The organism is Streptomyces sp. NPDC005811 (assembly GCF_040630405.1).
In the GTDB taxonomy this organism is placed as follows: domain Bacteria; phylum Actinomycetota; class Actinomycetes; order Streptomycetales; family Streptomycetaceae; genus Streptomyces.
On sequence record NZ_JBEXXK010000027.1, the window covers coordinates 103,745 to 121,212 of the forward strand.

The following is a 17,468-nucleotide window of genomic DNA, read 5'->3' on the forward strand; positions in this document are numbered from 1 at the left end:
ATTCAGATCCCCAGGACGTCCCGCACGAAGGCGTTGGTGAACTTCCCGGCGGGGTCCAGCTCCCGCACCAGCGCCGCGAACTCCTCGATCCGGGGATAGCGGGCGCGCAGCGCGGGGGCCGGGATCTCGAACACCTTTCCCCAGTGCGGCCGTGGGGAGAACGGCTCGAGTGCGGCCTCCACCTCCCTCACGACCGGCAGTACGGCCGGCGTGTCGGCGATCCAGGTGAAGTGCACCGCGACCGTGTCCCGGCCGTACGCCGGGCTGAGCCACTGGTCGTCGGCGGACACCGTCCGCACCTCGCAGGTCTGCAGGACACGGGCGACCGTCTCCCGGATCCCGTCGATCGCATACAGCATTCCGTCGGCCGCCGACCGCGGCAGCAGATACTCGCTCTGCAGCTCCTCCCCGCTGCTCGGCGTGAACTCCGCCCGGAAGTGCGGCAGCCGCTCGTGCCACGGCCCCGGCACCCCGAACTGCTCGGTGCAGTTGACCGCGGGCATCCCCGGCACCGGATGCAGGGCCTCGGTGGCGGGCGCGGCCCACGGGAACGCGGTGAGCGGTTCGTCGGTGCGCCGTTTCAGCCACACCTGCCGGAAGCCGGGAGCACGCCAGTCGGTGAACAGGCTCACGCTGTACGCGGCCCCCGCCACCGTCTCGAAGTCCAGCCCGTCCAGGGGCAGCTCGGTGAACAGGCGCTGCTCCACCTCGTAGCCCGGCTCCAGGTCCAGGGTGAGGGCGGTGACCACGCCGAGCGCGCCCAGGGAGGTCACGGCCCCGCCGAACCGCGCGTCCCCGCGTCCGATCACCACGGTCGAGCCGTCGGCCGTGACGATCTCCACCTCGCGCACCGCCGAGGCCAGGGAGCCGTTGCGGACCCCCGAGCCATGGGTGCCGGTGGCCACCGAGCCGGCCACGGAGATGTGCGGGAGGGAGGCCATGTTCGGCAGGGCGAGCCCGTGCTCGTGCACCCGCCGGGCCAGGGCCGCGTACCGCACCCCGCCGCCGACCCGCACCGTACGGGCCGCCGTGTCCACGTCGATCTCGGCCGGCAGCGCGTCCAGCGACAGCAGCACCCCGTCGGCGCCCGGCTCGGCGATCCGGTTGAAGGAGTGCCCGCTGCCGAGCACCCGCACCCGCCCGCCGCCCGCCACGAGGGCGCGCAGCGCGTCCGCGGACTCCGGCCGGTGCAGCTCGCCGGCGGCGAAGACGATGTTGCCCGCCCAGTTCCGCCACGACCGGCTCCCCGCCGCCGCGCCGCGCCCCGGCCCGTCCTGTCCCGCCCCGTCCTGTCCCGCCCCGTCCGTCACGGTCCCGCCCATGCGACTGCCCGCCCTTTCGAGGTGATCGAGAACCCGGAATACCCAGGTCGAACCTACCTTGCCCGCAACACGGGACCCCCGCCCCCGCCTCCGCGCCGCCGGGGGCATACCGTGAGGAGTCGTACGCCTGAGCCGGGAGGAGAGACGGATGGGCAGCCGTACCGCGCTGGTCGAGGATCTGATGGAGCGGTTTCCGCATGTGCCGCGGGAGGCCGTCTTCAAGGAGGACCTGCTGCGCGGGGGAGTGGCCTTCGACCCCTCCGCCCTCAGCGACAACGAATCGGGCGAGGTCAAGCCGAAGTCGTACTTCATCTTCTCCTTCGACCACGGCACCCTGCCCGAGCTGGGCGAGGCCGCGCTGCGCCGGCCGCCCGAGGAGATCATCCTGACGGGCGGCCCGTACGACCTGCGGCGCACGGTCGTGTCCGTACGGGTGAACCCGGCCTCGCCCTACCGGGTGGCGGCCGACGACGAGGGCCTGCTCGGGCTCTACCTGGACGGCAAGCGGATCGCGGACGTCGGCGTGCCGCCCATGCCCGAGTACTACCGGCACAAGCTGTCCAACGGGAAGTCGGTGATGGAGGTCGCCCCCACCATCCAGTGGGGTTATCTCATCTATCTGACGGTCTTCCGGGTCTGCCAGTACTTCGGCGCCAAGGAGGAGTGCCAGTACTGCGACATCAACCACAACTGGCGACAGCACAAGGCCGCCGGTCGACCGTATACAGGAGTCAAGGACGTCGAGGAGGTGCTGGAGGCCCTCGAGATCATCGACAAGTACGACACCGCGAAGGCGTCCACCGCCTACACCCTCACCGGCGGGGCCATCACCAAGACGGTCTCCGGGCGCGACGAGGCCGACTTCTACGGCCACTACGCCAAGGCGATCGAGGAGCGCTTCCCGGGCCGCTGGATCGGCAAGGTCGTCGCCCAGGCGCTGCCGCGCGACGACGTGCAGCGGTTCAAGGACTACGGCGTGCAGATCTACCACCCCAACTACGAGGTGTGGGACGAGTACCTCTTCAAGATGTACTGCCCCGGCAAGGAGCGTTACGTCGGCCGCGACGAGTGGCACCGGCGGATCCTCGACTCCGCCGAGGTGTTCGGGGCGCGCAACGTCATCCCCAACTTCGTGGCGGGCGTGGAGATGGCCGAGCCGTTCGGCTTCACCACCGTCGACGAGGCGATCGCGTCGACCACCGAGGGGCTGCGCTTCTTCATGTCACAGGGCATCACCCCGCGCTTCACCACCTGGTGCCCGGAGCCGACCACCCCGCTCGGCAAGGCCAACCCGCAGGGCGCGCCGCTGGAGTACCACATCCGTCTGCTGGAGGCCTACCGGGCCACGATGGACGAGTTCGGGCTCTCCTCGCCCCCCGGCTACGGCCTGCCCGGACCGGGTCGCGCGGTGTTCTCCGTGAGTTCCTTCATGGACAGTCTTCCGGCGCAGGAGGAGACGGCCGTATAGTCCCGGCACCGCCGTCGAGCACGGGCCGGGCCCGGAGTTGAACACATCGGGGTCCGCGTCCGTACTCCAGGGCGGAGAAGGGGGCGCGGCCGCCTGACAGGACGTCCTTACATGACATCTGAACAGGGCGCTTGTCAGTTGTGTGAGAAACGTGAAATCCTCGGTGCCTGCCGCGAGGTTCCCCCCAACTCCATTGCCGTCATGGTGAGTTGACCTCGCATTTGGATGCAGGAGTCACATGCCCGACCTGCCGACCCCGAAGGACGCCGCGGAGGCCGCGCTGTTCTCCGAGTGCTGGGACGCCGTCCTGTCGTACGCGGACCTGTGCACGTCCGGCTCGACCGCGGCCAACCAGCTGGCCCGCGAGGCGTTCGCGCTCGGCATACACGAGGCCCGCGCCGCCGACGACGGTACCGCACGAGGTGCCGGCCGCCGCTCGTCCCGGCTGCCCCGGATCCCCCTGCTGCTGACCGCCGTACGCAACACGGCGGCCGCCTGGGAGGCCGAGGGACAGGGCCACAAACTCGATCCCGACCTGCGGCTGTGGCTCAACTCGGACAAGGCCTGGCGCTACGCCGGCCCGCCGCTGAGCCGCCCGATCGCCCTGCGCGGACTGCGCGACATGGGCGAGTCGGACGCCACCCTGCTGTGGCTGGCGGAGGTGGAGGCGCTCCCGCTGCGCTCCGTCGTCCGCCGCCAGGGCCTCGACCCGGACGCCTCCGTCGAGGAACTCAACGCGGTCCGCGGCCTGTTCCGCGACCGCTGCCACCGCAACCACCTCGACACGCCGATGAGCGCGGAGTGCCGCTCCTACGTCCGGCTGCTCGACGCCGTCACCCGCTCGCCCGGCGCCGACACCCCCGACGACCTCTCCCGCCACCTCGCCACCTGTGTGGAGTGCGCCGAGGCCGCCGCCTGTCTGCGGCTGCACGGCGGCGGACTGCCCGCCGCGCTCGCCGGCGGCGTCATCGGCTGGGGCGGTCTCGCCTACCTGGAGCGCCGCCGCCGCGCCGCCGAGGTCCGCCTCGGCGCCGGCCGGGCCGACGGGCCGGACCCGGAGGGCCAGGCGGAGCGCACCGCGGCCCACAAGGCCCGTCTGCGGCGCCACGGGCTGCTCGCCGCCGCCGTCCTCGTCTCGGGGCTGGCCCTCGCCGCGTCACTGATGCCGTTCGGCGGCGACAGCGGCACCGACGCGCAGACCGTCCCCACGGACCCCACCCCCGTGGCCGGCCCCGGCTCCACCGTGCCGACCTCCGGCGCGCCCGTGACCTCCGCGCGCCCGTCGGTCGCGTCCCCGACGCCGTCCGCCGGCGACACGCCGGGCACCGCCGCGAACGGCGACGAGAACCCCGACCCCGAACCGCAGGGCACCTCCTCGGCCACCGCCGGGACCGGCGGCGGCGAGACCGGCGAGGCGGCCGTCTGCGAGGTCCACTACGAGCTCGTCAACCAGTGGCCCGACGGCTTCCAGGCCAGTGTCACGTTCACCTCGCCCACGGCCCTGGACTCCTGGCGGGTCGCCTGGTCCTTCACGGACGGGCAGCACGTCGACCAGATGTGGGACGCGAGCGTCGCCCAGCAGGGCACGCGGGTCACCGCGACCGCCGCCGACTACAACCGCTCCGTCACCGCGGGCGCCACCGTGACCTTCGGTTTCCTCGCCTCCTGGCAGGACACCAACACGGCACCGTCCGGCTTCACGCTCAACGGCCAGGAGTGCACGGGCTCCTGAGCGCCCGTCCGCGAGAAAACACGTGGCGTTCCCCGTCAGGCTCCCCTAGCCTGACGGGGTCGTACGAGAGACGTACGGGAACCAGAGGAACGGGGAGGTGCGACCGATGACTGTCACCGGCACCGGGGCCGCTCGACGCGGCCAGACGATCGTCCACCTCACCCCCGCGGTCTCCGGCTGACCGACCGAACCTCTCCGCGCGCCCGTGCGCGCCGCCGGGGCCGCCCTGTGAAGGGTTTCCCTTGCCTCTCCCTGTCTCTCCCCGCTCCGACTACGCCGATGCTTCGGCACACCCTCTCGTCGCCCTCGGCTGGGACGAGGGCTGGGCCGCCGCGTTCGCGCCCCACGCCGGGCTCGGGCTGCTGCCCGGCCGGGTCGTCCGGGTCGACCGCGGCCTGTGCGACGTCGTCACGGCGGCCGGCACGGTCCGGGCCGACACCGAGTTCGTCGTCCCCCACGACCCGATGAAGGTCGTCTGCACCGGCGACTGGGTCGCCCTCGACCCCGAGGGCGCCGATCCGCGGTACGTCCGCACCCTGCTGCCCCGCCGTACCGCCTTCGTCCGCTCCACCTCCTCCAAGCGGTCCGAGGGACAGATCCTCGCCGCCAACGTCGACCACGCCGTCGTCGCGATCTCCCTGGCCGTCGACCTCGACCTCGGCCGGATCGAACGCTTCCTGGCGCTCGCCTGGGAGTCCGGCGCCCAGCCCGTCGTCGTCCTCACCAAGGCCGACCTGGTGCCCGACCCGGTCGTCCTGGCGCATCTCGTCCAGGACGTGGAGACCAGCGCCCCCGGGGTGCCGGTGCTGCCCGTCCGCGCCCGCGACGGCGAAGGCGTCGAGGAGCTCGCCGCGCGCCTCGGACGGGGCACGTCCGTGCTGCTCGGCGCGTCCGGCGCCGGCAAGTCCACCCTCGCGAACGCGCTCGCCGGCGCCGAGGTGATGGCCGTCCAGGCCACCCGTGACGTCGACAGCAAGGGCCGCCACACCACGACCACCCGCAATCTGCTGCCGCTGCCCGGCGGCGGTGTGCTCATCGACACCCCCGGACTGCGCGGGGTCGGCCTGTGGGACGCGGGCGGCGGGGTCGGGCAGGTCTTCGCGGAGATCGAGGACCTGGCCCGCGACTGCCGGTTCCACGACTGCGCGCACGACGCCGAACCGGGGTGCGCGGTGCGCGCCGCCGTCGACGACGGGGCGCTCGCCCCGCGGCGGCTGGACAGCTACCGCAAGCTCGTCCGGGAGAACCAGCGGATCGTCGCCAAGTCCGACGCCCGGGTCCGCGCCGGCATCCGCCAGGACTGGAAGCGCAAGAAGGCGGAGGGCCGCGCGGCCGGCGACGCCAAGCGGGGCCGCGGACCCTGGCAGCCCGCACCGCCCCGGTGACACGTACCCGCCTCCGACCACCGCGTCCGATTTCCGCCAGCGCCTTCCCCGTCCCGGGCGAAGACTGGAGGGCATGAAGGGTCAGGACACCAGGTACGACACCAGGTACGACGCCGGGTACGACACCCGGTACGAGGCGGTGCGCAGCCGGGACGCGCGGTTCGACGGGGAGTTCTTCTTCGCCGTCGAGACCACCGGCATCTACTGCCGGCCCAGCTGCCCCGCCGTCACCCCGAAGCGGCACAACGTGCGCTTCTTCACCACGGCCGCCGCCGCGCAGGGCTCCGGTTTCCGGGCCTGCCGGCGGTGCCGCCCGGACGCCGTGCCGGGCTCCGCCGACTGGAACGTGCGCGCCGATGTCGTGGGCCGGGCGATGCGGCTGATCGGCGACGGCGTCGTCGACCGGGAGGGCGTCGCCGGGCTCGCCGTACGGCTCGGCTACAGCGCCCGGCAGGTGCAGCGGCAGCTCACCGCCGAGGTCGGCGCGGGCCCCGTCGCCCTCGCCCGCGCCCAGCGCGCCCACACCGCGCGCACGCTGCTCCAGACCACCGCTCTGCCGGTCACGGAGATCGCCTTCGCGTCCGGGTTCGCGAGCGTGCGCCAGTTCAACGACACGATCCGCGCCGTGTACGCGGCGACCCCGACCGAGCTGCGCGCCGCCGCGGCCCGCACCGCCCGCCGCACCGGCACCCCGTCCGCCGGGATCCCGCTGCGGCTCGCCCACCGGGGCCCCTACCGGGCGGGCCCGGTCTTCGACCTGCTGGAGCGGGAGGCCGTGGCCGGGGTGGAGGAGGTCCGCGGACCGGTCGGCGGCCGGACGTACCGCCGTACGCTCCGCCTCCCGCACGGCACCGGGATCGTCGCCGTCGACGAGCGGCCCGGCGACACGGGCCGCGCGAGCGCCCTCCACCCCGGTGGCTGGCTCGACGCCCGGCTGCACCTCACCGACCCGCGCGACCTCACCACCGCCGTCCAGCGGCTGCGCCGGCTGTTCGACCTCGACGCCGACCCGTACGCCGTCGACGAGCGCCTCGGCGCCGACCCCCGGCTCGCCCCGCTGGTCGCCGCCCGGCCGGGGCTGCGGGCCCCCGGGACCGCCGACCCCGAGGAGTACGCCGTACGGGCCCTGGTCGGCCGTACGGCGGCCGAACGGCTGGTCCGCGCCCACGGCAAGGCCCTCGACGCGCCCTGCGGCACCCTCACCCACCTCTTCCCGGAACCGGCCGCCCTCACGGAGGCCGTCGGACCGCTCGCCGTCGCCCTCGCCGACGGCCGGGTCCGCCTCGACCCCGGCGCCGACCGGGACGACGCCGAGGCCGCCCTGCTCGCCGTACCCGGGCTGGACGCCCGTACCGTGGCGGCCATCAGGGCCCGCGCCCTCGGCGACCCCGATGTCGCGCCGCCCGGCGCCGACGCACCCGACAGCTGGCGTCCCTGGCGGACGTACGCCCTTCACCATCTGCGCGCAGCGGAGGAGACCCCATGACGACCGGCATCGCGCCCGTGTACTGGACCAGCGTCGGCGGCCCGCTCGGCCCCCTGCTGCTGACCGCCGCCCCCGACGGGGCCCTGACCTCGCTCTCCGTCGAGGGTCAGAAGGGCGGACGTACCGTCCAGGACGGCTGGCGGCACGACCCGGGCCCCTTCCGCGCCGCCGGGGAGCAGCTCGCCGCCTACTTCGCCGGAGAGCTGAAGGAGTTCCGCCTGGAGCTGCGCGCCGAGGGCACGGAGTTCCGCGAGCGCGTCTGGGCGGCCCTCGACACCGTCCCCTACGGGGCGACCACGACGTACGGCGAGATCGCCGCCCGGATCGGGGCCTCCCGGATGGCCGTGCGGGCCGTCGGCGGGGCGATCGGCGCCAACCCGCTGCTGATCCTGCGGCCCTGCCACCGGGTGATCGGCGCGGACGGCTCCCTCACGGGGTACGCGGGCGGTCTCGAGCGCAAGATCCGGCTGCTGGGGCTGGAGGGCGTGCGCTGCTGAAGGAGCCGCGTGCGGTCCTGAAAAAAACCGGGGGCGGGTCCGCCCGGAAAGGGCCTTCGACGGCCTTCCGAGGGGTGTCCGGGCGCGGATCGGCGGACCTCGAAGGAGCGCGTCCGCCCCTGCCCCCGGGGCCCGGCACAGGTCGGCCCATGACCTCACCGCATACCGTCTGAGCTGGCCTTTTGCTCCTCCCGCGCCTAGGTTTCCCCTGTCGGGAACAAGCCCGGGGGGAAGGAAACCGATGGACCGTCACATCCGCACGGTGGACGATGTACTGGAGCTTCTGGACGGCCTGTTCGCACCCGGGGCCGACCGCTGGACGGCCGACGGGGCGTCCTGGTGGGACGGCTTCTACACCGACCGGTCCAGGCCCGTGCCGTTCTTCGCCGCGAAGCCGGACGAGAACCTCGTCTCCTACCTCGACCGCGGCCTGATCGCCCCCGGCCGCGCCCTCGACCTGGGCTGCGGGCCGGGCCGCAACGCCCTGCACCTCGCCGCCCGGGGCTTCCAGGTGGACGCGGTCGACCTCTCGCCGACGGCCGTCGCCTGGGCCGAGGAGCGGGCCCGTGCGGCGGGGGCCGACATCCGGTTCCACTGCCGAGACGCCTTCGACCCCGGCGCCACCGTCCTCGACGGGCCGTACGACCTCGTCCACGACTCCGGCTGCTTCCACCATCTGCCGCCGCACCGCCGCGTCAGCCATCTCGCCCTCCTCGACCGCGTCCTGGCCCCCGGCGGCCATCTCTCCCTCACCTGCTTCGCCGCCGGACGGATGGGCTCGGAACTCCCCGACGAGGCCTTCTACCGGCGCTCCCGGCTGGAGGGCGGCCTCGCCTACACCCCCGAGTCCCTGCGCGGGATCTTCCGGGATCTCACCGAGGTGGAACTGCGGGGCATGCGGGAGCAGGGGCCCGAGTCGCCCCTGTTCGGCGAGTCCTTCCTCTGGACGGCGCTGTTCCGGCGCGACGGGTAGGGGCCACCGGCGCTCCGACCGGGACGGCTCCGCCGCCGCGGATCACCCCCACAGCACCGCCCCCAGCCACGCCCCCGTGATCAGCAGGCAGGTGAACAGCTCCGCGAGCACACTGGACCCGCCCGAGCGCATCGCCGTGCGCAGAGCCGCGCGGGCCTCGCCGTGCCGGCCGAGCCGGAGCCGTTCACACAGGTAGATGCCGCCCATGAAGCCGGGGATGGCGCCCAGCACGGGCACCAGGAAGAAGCCGAGCAGCGCGCCGACCCCGGCGTACACCGCCATCCGGGGCGTCGCGCCGCTCTCCCGCAGCCGGCGCGGCGGCAGGGCCCAGCGCACCACCTGGCTCAGGAACAGCACGACGGTGGCGCCCACGAGCACCCACCAGGCGACCGGCTGCGGATCCTTCAGCGCCCACCACAGGACCGCGGACCACACGAACCACGAGCCCGGCACCCCCGGCACCAGCACTCCGCACAGGCCGAGCAGGATCACCAGGCCGACCAGCAGGAGTTCCCACGGTCCCATCTGCCCACTGTGCCGGAATCGCGGGGAAACCGCAGGTCAAGAGGGCGCTCCGGGGGCAGGGGTCACCGTTCGCGGGTCACCCAGCCGCGCTCGTGGGCGACCCAGCCGAGCTGGAGCCGGGTCGACACGCCCGTCAGCTCCATCAGCCCCTTCACCCGGCGCTGCACGGTCCGCAGGCCCAGGTCGAGCTGCTTGGCCACGCTCGCGTCGGTCAGCCCCGCCAGCAGCAGGGAGAGGATCTCCAGGTCGGTGGCGTCGGGGCCGGCCGGGGCCTGCTCGACGACGCCGTCCGCGGCGAGCCGCAGCGGCAGGGCGTCCCGCCACACCGACTCGAACAGACCGGCGAGGAGTTCGAGGAGTCCGCTTGCGTGCACCACCAGCGCGGCGGGCTCCGCGGAGCGGCCGGTGAGGGGGACCAGGGCCAGCGAGCGGTCGGCCACGACCAGTTTCGTCGGCACCCGGTCCACCACCCGCACCTGCTCCTCGCGGCCGAGGGCGGCGGTCAGCTCGGTCATGCCGTTCGGCTGGTGGAGGGCCTCCCGCTCCAGGACGACGCGGTAGCGCACACCGCGCTCGGCCGCCCGCTCCTCCGCGTCGTTCTCCACCCCGGTCACGGCCACCGGGGTGCCGGTGACCAGGGCGCACACCTCGTCGCTCGCGCGGAGCTGGAGCTGGAGGAAGCGCTGGGACACCGCCGCGGCGCCCGTCACCACCTCGACCAGGTCGTGCACGCAGGGTTCGGCGGCCGCCGCGCGGTACTCCTCGGCGAGCAGCGCGGCCGCCAGCTCCGCCGGCTCCGCCCGCTCCAGCTCGTGCCGGTGCCGGGTGAGCAGCGCGCCCAGCGCGACGCCGGGCGGCGCGGCGACCCAGCGGCCGGGGCGGCCCGAGGACCGCGCCGCGAGTCCGTGCCGCTCCAGCCGGCGCAGGGCGCGCTCGGTGTCGTACTCGCCGAGGGCCAGCCGGCGCGCCAGATCGGGGACGTCGGCGGCGCCCACCGACACCAGTGCCCGGTACGCAGACTCGTGCGTCTCGTCGAGCCCCATCGCTCCCAGCATCGGGTGCGGTCCCTTCTCGGTCGTTCAAGGGGTGGCGGGAAGCGGTCACGGCGCAAACCCGCCGCGGCGCATCGTCGCCGTACCGCAGGTCACTCTGCCAAGGTGTGGCCACGGCGGGAAGACATCGATCATCCACAGCGCAGGTCCAGGTGCACGGTGCACACTGCGGCACCGAGAACGTGGTCCGGGCTCATGAAGCGCAGGGGCGCACAGGGGATCTGAGCCGGGGTCACTCCCGAGGTCGCCGGGCGGTTCTCCCGTGGGGGGTGGGACCACCCGGCGACCGTCGCCCGCACCCGCCCGCACGGGCCCGCACTGACATTCGACGGTGACGCATTTTCCGGATGCCCCGTTTTCATCCGGGCCGTGCGGTGGACAATTGGGGGCATGAGTCAGCAGGGGGGAAGGCCCACCGGTTCCGAGGACGACTGGTGGGGGCAGCTGTACGACGACTTCACCGCGGACACGGGCCCCGCGCCCTCCGCCGACTCCCTGGACGACCGTTTCGCCTCGGCGGCGGGAACGGTGCGGTCCACGGGTCCGGCGGACCAGGTCCCACCCCAACGCACGCCACCGGCGCGGGCGGTGGCGGACGCCCAGACCGACTGGTGGCTGGCCCCGGACGCGGCTACGGCTCCCACCTCGTCGTCCTCCGGATCGGCGCCGTCGCCGTCGCCGTCCACGGGATCTACGCCGTCGCCGTCCGCCGGAGCGCCGTCGCCGTCCACCGGATCCGTGTCGCCGACCGCCGGTGCTGTGGCACCCTCGGCGCCGCCGCCTCTCGCCGACGCCAAGCCGGCCCCGTTCGCCGATGCCGGGCTGCCGTCGTCGGCCGATGCCGGGCTGCCGTCGTCGGCCGATGCCGGGCTGCCGCCATCCGGTGACGCCGTGCCGAGCCCGGCCGCCGGATCCGTGCCGAGCCCGGCCGCCCGGCCGGCCTCACGCCCCACGCCGCCTCCGCCGGACGCACCCCCCGTCCCCACGACCCTTCCGGCGGGGCCGCCGCCTCCCGGCTTCACCCAGCCCGCACCCGCCGCGCCGTCGGCCGGTACGCCGGGCGCCCCGCCCCTGCCGCCGTCCGCGCCTCCCTCCGTCGGCATCCCCGCCATCTCCACCCCGGCCATCTCCACCCCCACCACTTCCACCAGTGGTCCCGTCGCGCCCTTCGGGTCCGCCTCGCCGGCCGGCGCCCCGACCCCCACCGCCCTCGACGTGCCCCTGCTGCCCGACGAGCACACGGTGTACGTCGGGTCGCGGCCGCCCACCTACGACGCCGAGCCCACCGCGCTGCCGGCCGCCGATCCGGACGCGCTGGACGATCTGGTGGCCGACACCGTGCTGGAGGGGGCCTTCTACGGGAGCTGCGCGCTCAGGGCGGCGTCGGTGCGCGGGGACTCCGCGCGGTACCGGGGCGAGCCGCGCCGGGACGCGCTGCTCGTCGCCCGGTTCGGCACCGGCGAGCACGCGCTGGTGCTGGTCGCGATGGCGACCGGCGCGCGGGCCGCACCGGGCGCGCACCGGGCGGCCGCCGAGGCCTGCCGGTGGATCGGCCGGGCCGTGGGCCGCAGCCATGTCCGGCTGGCACAGGACATGAGGGCCGCCCGGCGCGGCGACCTGAAGTCCGGCCTGCACCGCCTCACCGACCGCAGCCTCGGCCGGCTCCGGGCCGGCGCCGCCGAACAGGGCCTGGAGCCCGAGGCTTACACGGCCACCCTGCGCTGTCTGCTGCTGCCCGCCGACCCCGAGTGCCGTACCCGGGTCTTCTTCGGGGTGGGCGACGGCGGTCTGTTCCGGCTGCGCGGCGGGGAGTGGCAGGACCTGGAGCCGGGCGTCGGCGAGGTCGCCGGGGAGCCCGTCGTCGGGTTCGGCGCGCTGCCCGCGGAGACCCCCGAGGGCGACCGGCTCACCATGGACCTCGGCATCCCGACCCCGCCGAGCCCCTACGGCCCGCCCCCCGAGCCGCCCCGCGACCCCTTCCGCTTCCGCGCCTCCGTAGCCCGACCGGGTGACACCCTGCTGATGTGCACGAGCGGCCTCGCCGACCCGCTGCGCGGCGAGCCCGAACTCCTCGCCCACCTCACGGAACGCTGGTCGCAGCAGCCCCCGCCCGGCCTCGCCCAGTTCCTCGCCGACACCCAGGTCCGGGTCAAGGGCTACGCGGACGACCGTACGGCGGCGGCCGTCTGGGAGGCGTGAGCGCCGCGGCCCGGCCACTGTGGAGGGAGGTACCCGAGGTTCCGAGAAGGGGTGCGTCCGGCCATGGCCAAGCAGAACGTCGCCGAGCAGTTCGTGGACATCCTCGCCCGCGCCGGGGTCAGACGCCTGTACGGCGTGGTCGGGGACAGCCTCAACCCGGTGGTGGACGCGGTGCGCCGCAACTCCGCCGTCGAGTGGGTCCAGGTGCGCCACGAGGAGACCGCCGCCTTCGCCGCGGGGGCCGAGGCGCAGATCACCGGCCGGCTGGCGGCCTGCGCGGGCTCCTGCGGCCCCGGCAACCTGCACCTCATCAACGGTCTCTACGACGCCCACCGCTCGATGGCCCCGGTCCTCGCCCTCGCCTCGCACATCCCCTCCGCCGAGATCGGGCTCGGATACTTCCAGGAGACCCACCCCGACCAGCTGTTCCGCGAGTGCAGCCACTACAGCGAACTGATCTCCAGCCCGAAGCAGATGCCCCGGCTGCTGCACACCGCCATCCAGAACGCGGTCCGCCGCGGCGGCGTGAGCGTGGTCTCCCTGCCCGGGGACGTCGCCTCCGAGCCCGCCCCGGAGAAGGCCGCCGCGACCGCCCTCGTCACCAGCCGGCCCACGGTCCGCCCCGGGGACGCCGAGATCGACGCCCTGGTCCGGATGATCGACGAGGCGGGCCGGGTCACCCTGTTCTGCGGCAGCGGCACGGCCGGCGCGCACGCGGAGGTCATGGAGCTCGCGGGGAAGATCAAGTCCCCGGTCGGTCACGCCCTGCGCGGCAAGGAGCACATCCAGTACGACAACCCGTACGACGTCGGGATGAGCGGTCTCCTCGGCTACGGCGCCGCCTACGAGGCCACCCACGAGTGCGAGCTGCTGATCCTGCTCGGCACCGACTTCCCGTACAACGCCTTCCTCCCCGACGACGTCCGGATCGCCCAGGTCGACGTCCGCCCCGAACACCTCGGCCGGCGCTCCAGGCTGGACCTCGCCGTGTGGGGCGACGTGGGCGAGACACTGCGCTGTCTCATCCCGCGGGTGCGGCCCAAGGACGACCGGCGGTTCCTCGACCGCATGCTGAAGAAGCACGCGGACGCGCTGGAGGGGGTGGTGAAGGCGTACACCCGGAAGGTGGAGAAGCACGTTCCGCTGCACCCCGAGTACGTCGCGTCCGTCCTCGACGAACTCGCCGACGACGACGCCGTGTTCACCGTCGACACCGGTATGTGCAATGTCTGGGCGGCCCGCTATCTCACCCCCAACGGAAGCCGTCGGGTGATCGGTTCGTTCTCCCACGGCTCGATGGCGAACGCGCTGCCCATGGCGATCGGGGCGCAGTTCACCGACCGCCGCCGCCAGGTCGTCTCGATGTCGGGCGACGGCGGATTCACCATGCTGATGGGCGACTTCCTCACACTGGTGCAGTACGACCTGCCGGTGAAGGTCGTGCTGTTCAACAACTCCTCTTTGAGCATGGTCGAGTTGGAGATGCTGGTCGCCGGACTGCCCTCGTACGGCACCACCAACAAGAACCCCGACTTCGCCCTGGTCGCCCGGGCCTGCGGTGCCTACGGCGTCCGCGTGGAGAAGCCCAAACAGCTCGCCGGTGCCCTCAGGGACGCCTTCCGGCACAAGGGGCCGGCCCTCGTCGACATCGTCACGGACCCCAACGCGCTGTCCATCCCGCCGAAGATCAGCGCCGAGATGGTGACCGGGTTCGCCCTCTCCGCCTCGAAGATCGTCCTGGACGGCGGGGTCGGCCGGATGCTCCAGATGGCCCGCTCCAACCTCCGCAACGTACCCCGTCCCTGAGACACCGTCCCGCCGTCAGGGCCGGTACGGCTGCCAGCGGCGCGCCGACGTGTCGTACACGTACCGCGCCAGGCCGTCCACGGCGCTGGTGCGGAAGGGGCGGCCGTGGTCGTCGATCCGTACCGTGCCGGTGCGGCCCTGGGAGGACCAGTCGAGTTCGAGGTACCAGGCGCAGCCGCAGGCCGTGGTGCGGGCCGTGACCAGCAGCACCTCCGGGTCCTCGGCGGACACCCGGTAGGGGAGCCGGACCGCGGGGATCGGGGTGCCGGCGTCGTTTCCGGCCACGGAACGGGCGAGGGGCCGGTCCCGGTCGAGATCGACGGCGAAGTAGCGCCGGCTGAGCGCTCCGCCGCAGCCCCGGTCCATCGTGTACACGGTTCCCGGCGCGGGTGCGGCGCGGCCCACGACGCGCACGCGCAGCGCGGTCAGGACGACGGCCGTGGAGCTGTGGCCCTGCACCGCGATCTCCACGTTGGTCTCCCGGCCGTGCACCGCGCCCTGGGCCGACGCCCAGGTCTCCGCGTCCTGCTCCGACGGAGGCGGCGGCACCCGGGCCGGCGGTGCGTCGATGACGTAGTCGTGACCGCAGCCCTGTGCCCAGACCTGGGAGTCGACGGTCCAGGCGAACGGCGTCCCGGCGACCGGAGCAGCGACCGACGCGCTCGGGGAAGGGGAGGGGGAGGGGGAAGAGGGCGTAGGTGAGGGAGAGGAAGAGGGTGCCGTCGTGGGCGCCGTAGAGGGTGACGGGAGGACGGACGGGGAGGATGACAGGGAGGCTGACGGGGACGGGACGGCGGGCCGGACCAGGGCATCGGAGGTCGCCCGCCGGCCGTCCGGCCAGGCGGACAGCGCGCCCAGCGAGACGAGCACGGCACAGGCGCCCCCCACCAGAACCGCCGTACGGGACCGCCGATACCACCGAGCCGACCCCACGGGCCCACCACTCGACGCGGCCCCGCCTCCTCCCGTCCCTGACGCACCCGCCTCCGCGTCCGCCTCCGCCTCCGCACCCGCCTCCGCGTCCGCCCCAACGCCCGTCCCAGCACCCCCGGCTACTGCCCCCCGCCCCCGCTGCGTCCGTGCTGCCGCGGCGCTGAGCCAGCGGCGGTGGAGGTCGAGGCGTTCCTCGGGAGTCGCTCCGCAGAATTCAGCGAGGCGTTCCAGTGGGGCGAAGTCCTGGGGTACCGCCTCGCCCGTGCAATAGCGGTGCAGCGTGGAGGTGTTCATGCCCACCCGGCGTGCGAGGGAGCCGTAACTGCGTCCCGTCCGTGCCTTCAGTTCCGTCAGCAGTGCCGCGAACTCCGCGACGTCCCCACCGCTCGACACCCTGCCCCCGGCCTCGTCCCGGCCCGGGCGGTCGTCCCAGGCACCCATGTAACTGCACGTCAGACAGGCTGGGATGGTTCCACCCCGGCCGATCGGGCGCAGGGCGTTGTCCCGGGCCGCCGCCCCGGCCGATGCTCTGGGTGACCGCAACGGCACCCATCCATCCAGCACCACCACCACTTCACGGGGGACACCCATGTCCACGCTCATGCCCATGCCCACCCGAGCCGGCGCCCTCACCGCGCTCGCCGCCGCCGGACTCGCCCTGGCCACCGTGCTCTCCGCGCCGGCGGCCGCCGTCCCGCGGGTGCCCGGCTTCCTCGCCGCGAAGGAACTTCCGCCGCGCCAGGGCAGCACCTGGACGGCCGGCCGGGTCACCGCCGGGGTCCCGGAGGAGGTGGCGCTCGACCGCTGCCTCGGCCGGGCGCTCGGCGGCGGGCGGGGCACCACCTGGTACCGGGCGTTCCGCACCGACCTGGACACCTCGGCCCGTCAGGTCACCGTCGAACTGTCCGGCACGGCCGCGGCGAAGAGCCAGGTCGCACGGCTGGACAAGGACATCAGGTCCTGCCCGGTCCGGATCGAGCGGGCCGACCCGCAGACCGAGGCCCGGCTCAAGGACTACGGGAAACTGGACGTCGAGGAGGGCGCCCGGGTCTACGGGCTGCACACCGAGTCGTCCTGGGGCGCGACGGACATCCGGCTCGTCTCGGTCGGCCGGGACGGCAGGACCGTGACCGTGGTCGACTGGGGACAGCTCGGCGACTTCGGGGACGCTCCGGTGAAGGCCTTCAAGAAGACGACCGTCACGGCCGTCAAGAAGCTCCACTGAGCGACGTATTCCGGCCAACTTCGGCGGGGGTGGTCCCGGGGGCCCCTGGGGGGAGGGCCCGCAGGCCGCGCGGGCGTACGCCCTTCAGGGGCGGGCCCGTGCCGCCGTACCGTGTCACCCCCGTACGGAAACCGGGTCCGTACGGTGGCGAAACCGGCCTCCTGCCCGGTGATCCGGCCGGACCGCGCACCGGGGGGCGCGGTCCGGCCGTCCCCTTGTGCGCCCCCTCGAACATGGCCGAACACCCGGGCGTGGACGATTCGACATGACTGGCGCCGTGCCGACCGGGCATGGATCCCCGTGAACGTGTTCGAGCAGGAGGGGAACCGACATCGGCACGCGGGCGGGGGTCATGGTGAGGCAGGCACGGGGCAGCGGTCGGACGGCGATCGCGGGCACCTCGGCGGCAGAGCGGGACACGGGGATCGCGGAAGGGGACGACACCGTAGACGCGCAGCTCCATCGCAGACTCGGCCGGGCCGACCTGCGGGCGGTGCCCGAGGCACGCCGCGCGGTGCGGGAGCTGTTGCGGGGCTGGGGCAAGCCGGGCCGCTCGGAGACGGCGGAGCTGCTGACCAGCGAACTCGTCACGAACGCACTGGTGCACACCGACGACGAGGCGGTCCTGACGGCCACCGTGTCACCGGTCGGCCTGCGGGTGGAGGTGCGGGACTCCGTGCCGGGCCGCCCCCGGCCCACCGTGCCGGTCGCCGACGACGGCACGCACGGCCGGGGCCTGGTCCTGGTGCAGTCCCTCGCGGACTCCTGGGGGGTCCGGGCGCAGGGCGCCGGGAAGGTCGTCTGGTTCGAACTGGCCGCCGGGGCGGCCTGAGACCCGGACGGGGCACGGGAAGGGGGCGCGACC

Annotated in this window: 15 protein-coding genes; 10 read left to right on the top strand and 5 right to left on the bottom strand. The window is 74.1% G+C overall.

The window, feature by feature from the left end; translation table 11 throughout:
- Positions 1 to 2: 2 nt before the first annotated feature.
- Complete coding sequence (locus ABZ490_RS27885) at positions 3 to 1,322, bottom strand: FAD-binding protein (protein ID WP_358995423.1); 1,320 nt, start codon at positions 1,320 to 1,322, stop codon at positions 3 to 5.
- A 148-nt stretch (positions 1,323 to 1,470) separates the two neighbouring features.
- On the opposite strand from ABZ490_RS27885, the gene ABZ490_RS27890 reads away from it, so the two are divergent.
- The 6 genes from ABZ490_RS27890 (at position 1,471) to ABZ490_RS27915 (ending at position 8,863) form a co-directional block, all read left to right on the top strand.
- Positions 1,471 to 2,790 (top strand): radical SAM protein, encoded by a 1,320-nt coding sequence (locus ABZ490_RS27890; protein ID WP_358995426.1) that lies wholly within the window; start codon positions 1,471 to 1,473, stop codon positions 2,788 to 2,790.
- A 238-nt stretch (positions 2,791 to 3,028) separates the two neighbouring features.
- On the top strand, positions 3,029 to 4,522 hold the full coding sequence (locus ABZ490_RS27895; protein WP_358995429.1) for a cellulose binding domain-containing protein: 1,494 nt from the start codon (positions 3,029 to 3,031) through the stop codon (positions 4,520 to 4,522).
- A gap of 242 nt (positions 4,523 to 4,764) precedes the next feature.
- Positions 4,765 to 5,907, top strand: coding sequence for a ribosome small subunit-dependent GTPase A (gene rsgA, locus ABZ490_RS27900; RefSeq protein ID WP_358995431.1), 1,143 nt, complete (start codon positions 4,765 to 4,767; stop codon positions 5,905 to 5,907).
- 73 nt (positions 5,908 to 5,980) lie between these two features.
- Positions 5,981 to 7,393, top strand: a complete 1,413-nt coding sequence (locus ABZ490_RS27905) for an AlkA N-terminal domain-containing protein (protein WP_358995434.1) — start codon at positions 5,981 to 5,983, stop codon at positions 7,391 to 7,393.
- Entirely contained in the window at positions 7,390 to 7,890 is a 501-nt protein-coding gene (locus ABZ490_RS27910; protein WP_358995437.1) for a methylated-DNA--[protein]-cysteine S-methyltransferase, read from the top strand. Before ABZ490_RS27905 ends, ABZ490_RS27910 begins: the two co-directional genes overlap by 4 nt.
- Positions 7,891 to 8,131: 241 nt before the next feature.
- Complete coding sequence (locus tag ABZ490_RS27915) at positions 8,132 to 8,863, top strand: class I SAM-dependent methyltransferase (protein WP_358995440.1); 732 nt, start codon at positions 8,132 to 8,134, stop codon at positions 8,861 to 8,863.
- A 42-nt stretch (positions 8,864 to 8,905) separates the two neighbouring features.
- Here the strand turns inward: ABZ490_RS27915 and ABZ490_RS27920 are convergent, their stop codons facing one another.
- The 3 genes from ABZ490_RS27920 to ABZ490_RS27930 form a co-directional block, all read right to left on the bottom strand.
- Positions 8,906 to 9,388, bottom strand: a complete 483-nt coding sequence (locus ABZ490_RS27920; protein WP_358995443.1) for a DUF456 domain-containing protein — start codon at positions 9,386 to 9,388, stop codon at positions 8,906 to 8,908.
- 62 nt (positions 9,389 to 9,450) lie between these two features.
- The gene (locus ABZ490_RS27925; RefSeq protein WP_358995447.1) at positions 9,451 to 10,443 is read right to left on the bottom strand and encodes a helix-turn-helix domain-containing protein; all 993 of its coding nucleotides are present in this window, start codon (positions 10,441 to 10,443) and stop codon (positions 9,451 to 9,453) included.
- A 392-nt stretch (positions 10,444 to 10,835) separates the two neighbouring features.
- A complete protein-coding gene (locus ABZ490_RS27930) occupies positions 10,836 to 11,645 on the bottom strand; it encodes a hypothetical protein (RefSeq protein WP_358995450.1) in 810 nt (269 codons plus the stop codon).
- Positions 11,646 to 11,655: 10 nt separating this feature from the next.
- Here ABZ490_RS27930 and ABZ490_RS27935 point away from each other — a divergent pair, with 10 nt between their 5' ends.
- Together ABZ490_RS27935 and ABZ490_RS27940 are read left to right on the top strand one after the other, a co-directional pair.
- Positions 11,656 to 12,639 carry a protein phosphatase 2C domain-containing protein gene (locus ABZ490_RS27935; RefSeq protein WP_358995452.1) on the top strand — a complete coding sequence of 328 codons (984 nt, stop codon included), beginning with the start codon at positions 11,656 to 11,658 and terminating at the stop codon, positions 12,637 to 12,639.
- 63 nt (positions 12,640 to 12,702) lie between these two features.
- Positions 12,703 to 14,445, top strand: a complete 1,743-nt coding sequence (locus ABZ490_RS27940) for a pyruvate dehydrogenase (RefSeq protein WP_358995454.1) — start codon at positions 12,703 to 12,705, stop codon at positions 14,443 to 14,445.
- 15 nt (positions 14,446 to 14,460) lie between these two features.
- On the opposite strand, the gene ABZ490_RS27945 is transcribed toward ABZ490_RS27940, so the two are convergent.
- Positions 14,461 to 15,981, bottom strand: coding sequence for a helix-turn-helix transcriptional regulator (locus ABZ490_RS27945; RefSeq protein ID WP_358995457.1), 1,521 nt, complete (start codon positions 15,979 to 15,981; stop codon positions 14,461 to 14,463).
- Between ABZ490_RS27945 and ABZ490_RS27950 the strand changes: the two genes are divergently transcribed.
- Positions 15,980 to 16,603, top strand: a complete 624-nt coding sequence (locus ABZ490_RS27950; RefSeq protein WP_358995527.1) for a hypothetical protein — start codon at positions 15,980 to 15,982, stop codon at positions 16,601 to 16,603. The two genes, ABZ490_RS27945 and ABZ490_RS27950, sit on opposite strands and share 2 nt — an antisense overlap.
- A 352-nt stretch (positions 16,604 to 16,955) precedes the next feature.
- Positions 16,956 to 17,435, top strand: a complete 480-nt coding sequence (locus ABZ490_RS27955) for an ATP-binding protein (RefSeq protein ID WP_358995460.1) — start codon at positions 16,956 to 16,958, stop codon at positions 17,433 to 17,435.
- The last annotated feature ends 33 nt before the right edge of the window (positions 17,436 to 17,468 follow it).

Coding starts and splice junctions, on each gene's coding strand:
- ABZ490_RS27885 (WP_358995423.1), bottom strand. CDS start 1,322: ATGGGCGGGACCGTGACGGACGGGGCGGGACAGGACGGGGCGGGACAG.
- ABZ490_RS27890 (WP_358995426.1), top strand. CDS start 1,471: ATGGGCAGCCGTACCGCGCTGGTCGAGGATCTGATGGAGCGGTTTCCG.
- ABZ490_RS27895 (WP_358995429.1), top strand. CDS start 3,029: ATGCCCGACCTGCCGACCCCGAAGGACGCCGCGGAGGCCGCGCTGTTC.
- ABZ490_RS27905 (WP_358995434.1), top strand. CDS start 5,981: ATGAAGGGTCAGGACACCAGGTACGACACCAGGTACGACGCCGGGTAC.
- ABZ490_RS27910 (WP_358995437.1), top strand. CDS start 7,390: ATGACGACCGGCATCGCGCCCGTGTACTGGACCAGCGTCGGCGGCCCG.
- ABZ490_RS27915 (WP_358995440.1), top strand. CDS start 8,132: ATGGACCGTCACATCCGCACGGTGGACGATGTACTGGAGCTTCTGGAC.
- ABZ490_RS27920 (WP_358995443.1), bottom strand. CDS start 9,388: ATGGGACCGTGGGAACTCCTGCTGGTCGGCCTGGTGATCCTGCTCGGC.
- ABZ490_RS27925 (WP_358995447.1), bottom strand. CDS start 10,443: ATGCTGGGAGCGATGGGGCTCGACGAGACGCACGAGTCTGCGTACCGG.
- ABZ490_RS27940 (WP_358995454.1), top strand. CDS start 12,703: ATGGCCAAGCAGAACGTCGCCGAGCAGTTCGTGGACATCCTCGCCCGC.
- ABZ490_RS27950 (WP_358995527.1), top strand. CDS start 15,980: ATGCCCATGCCCACCCGAGCCGGCGCCCTCACCGCGCTCGCCGCCGCC.
- ABZ490_RS27945 (WP_358995457.1), bottom strand. CDS start 15,981: ATGAGCGTGGACATGGGTGTCCCCCGTGAAGTGGTGGTGGTGCTGGAT.
- ABZ490_RS27955 (WP_358995460.1), top strand. CDS start 16,956: ATGGTGAGGCAGGCACGGGGCAGCGGTCGGACGGCGATCGCGGGCACC.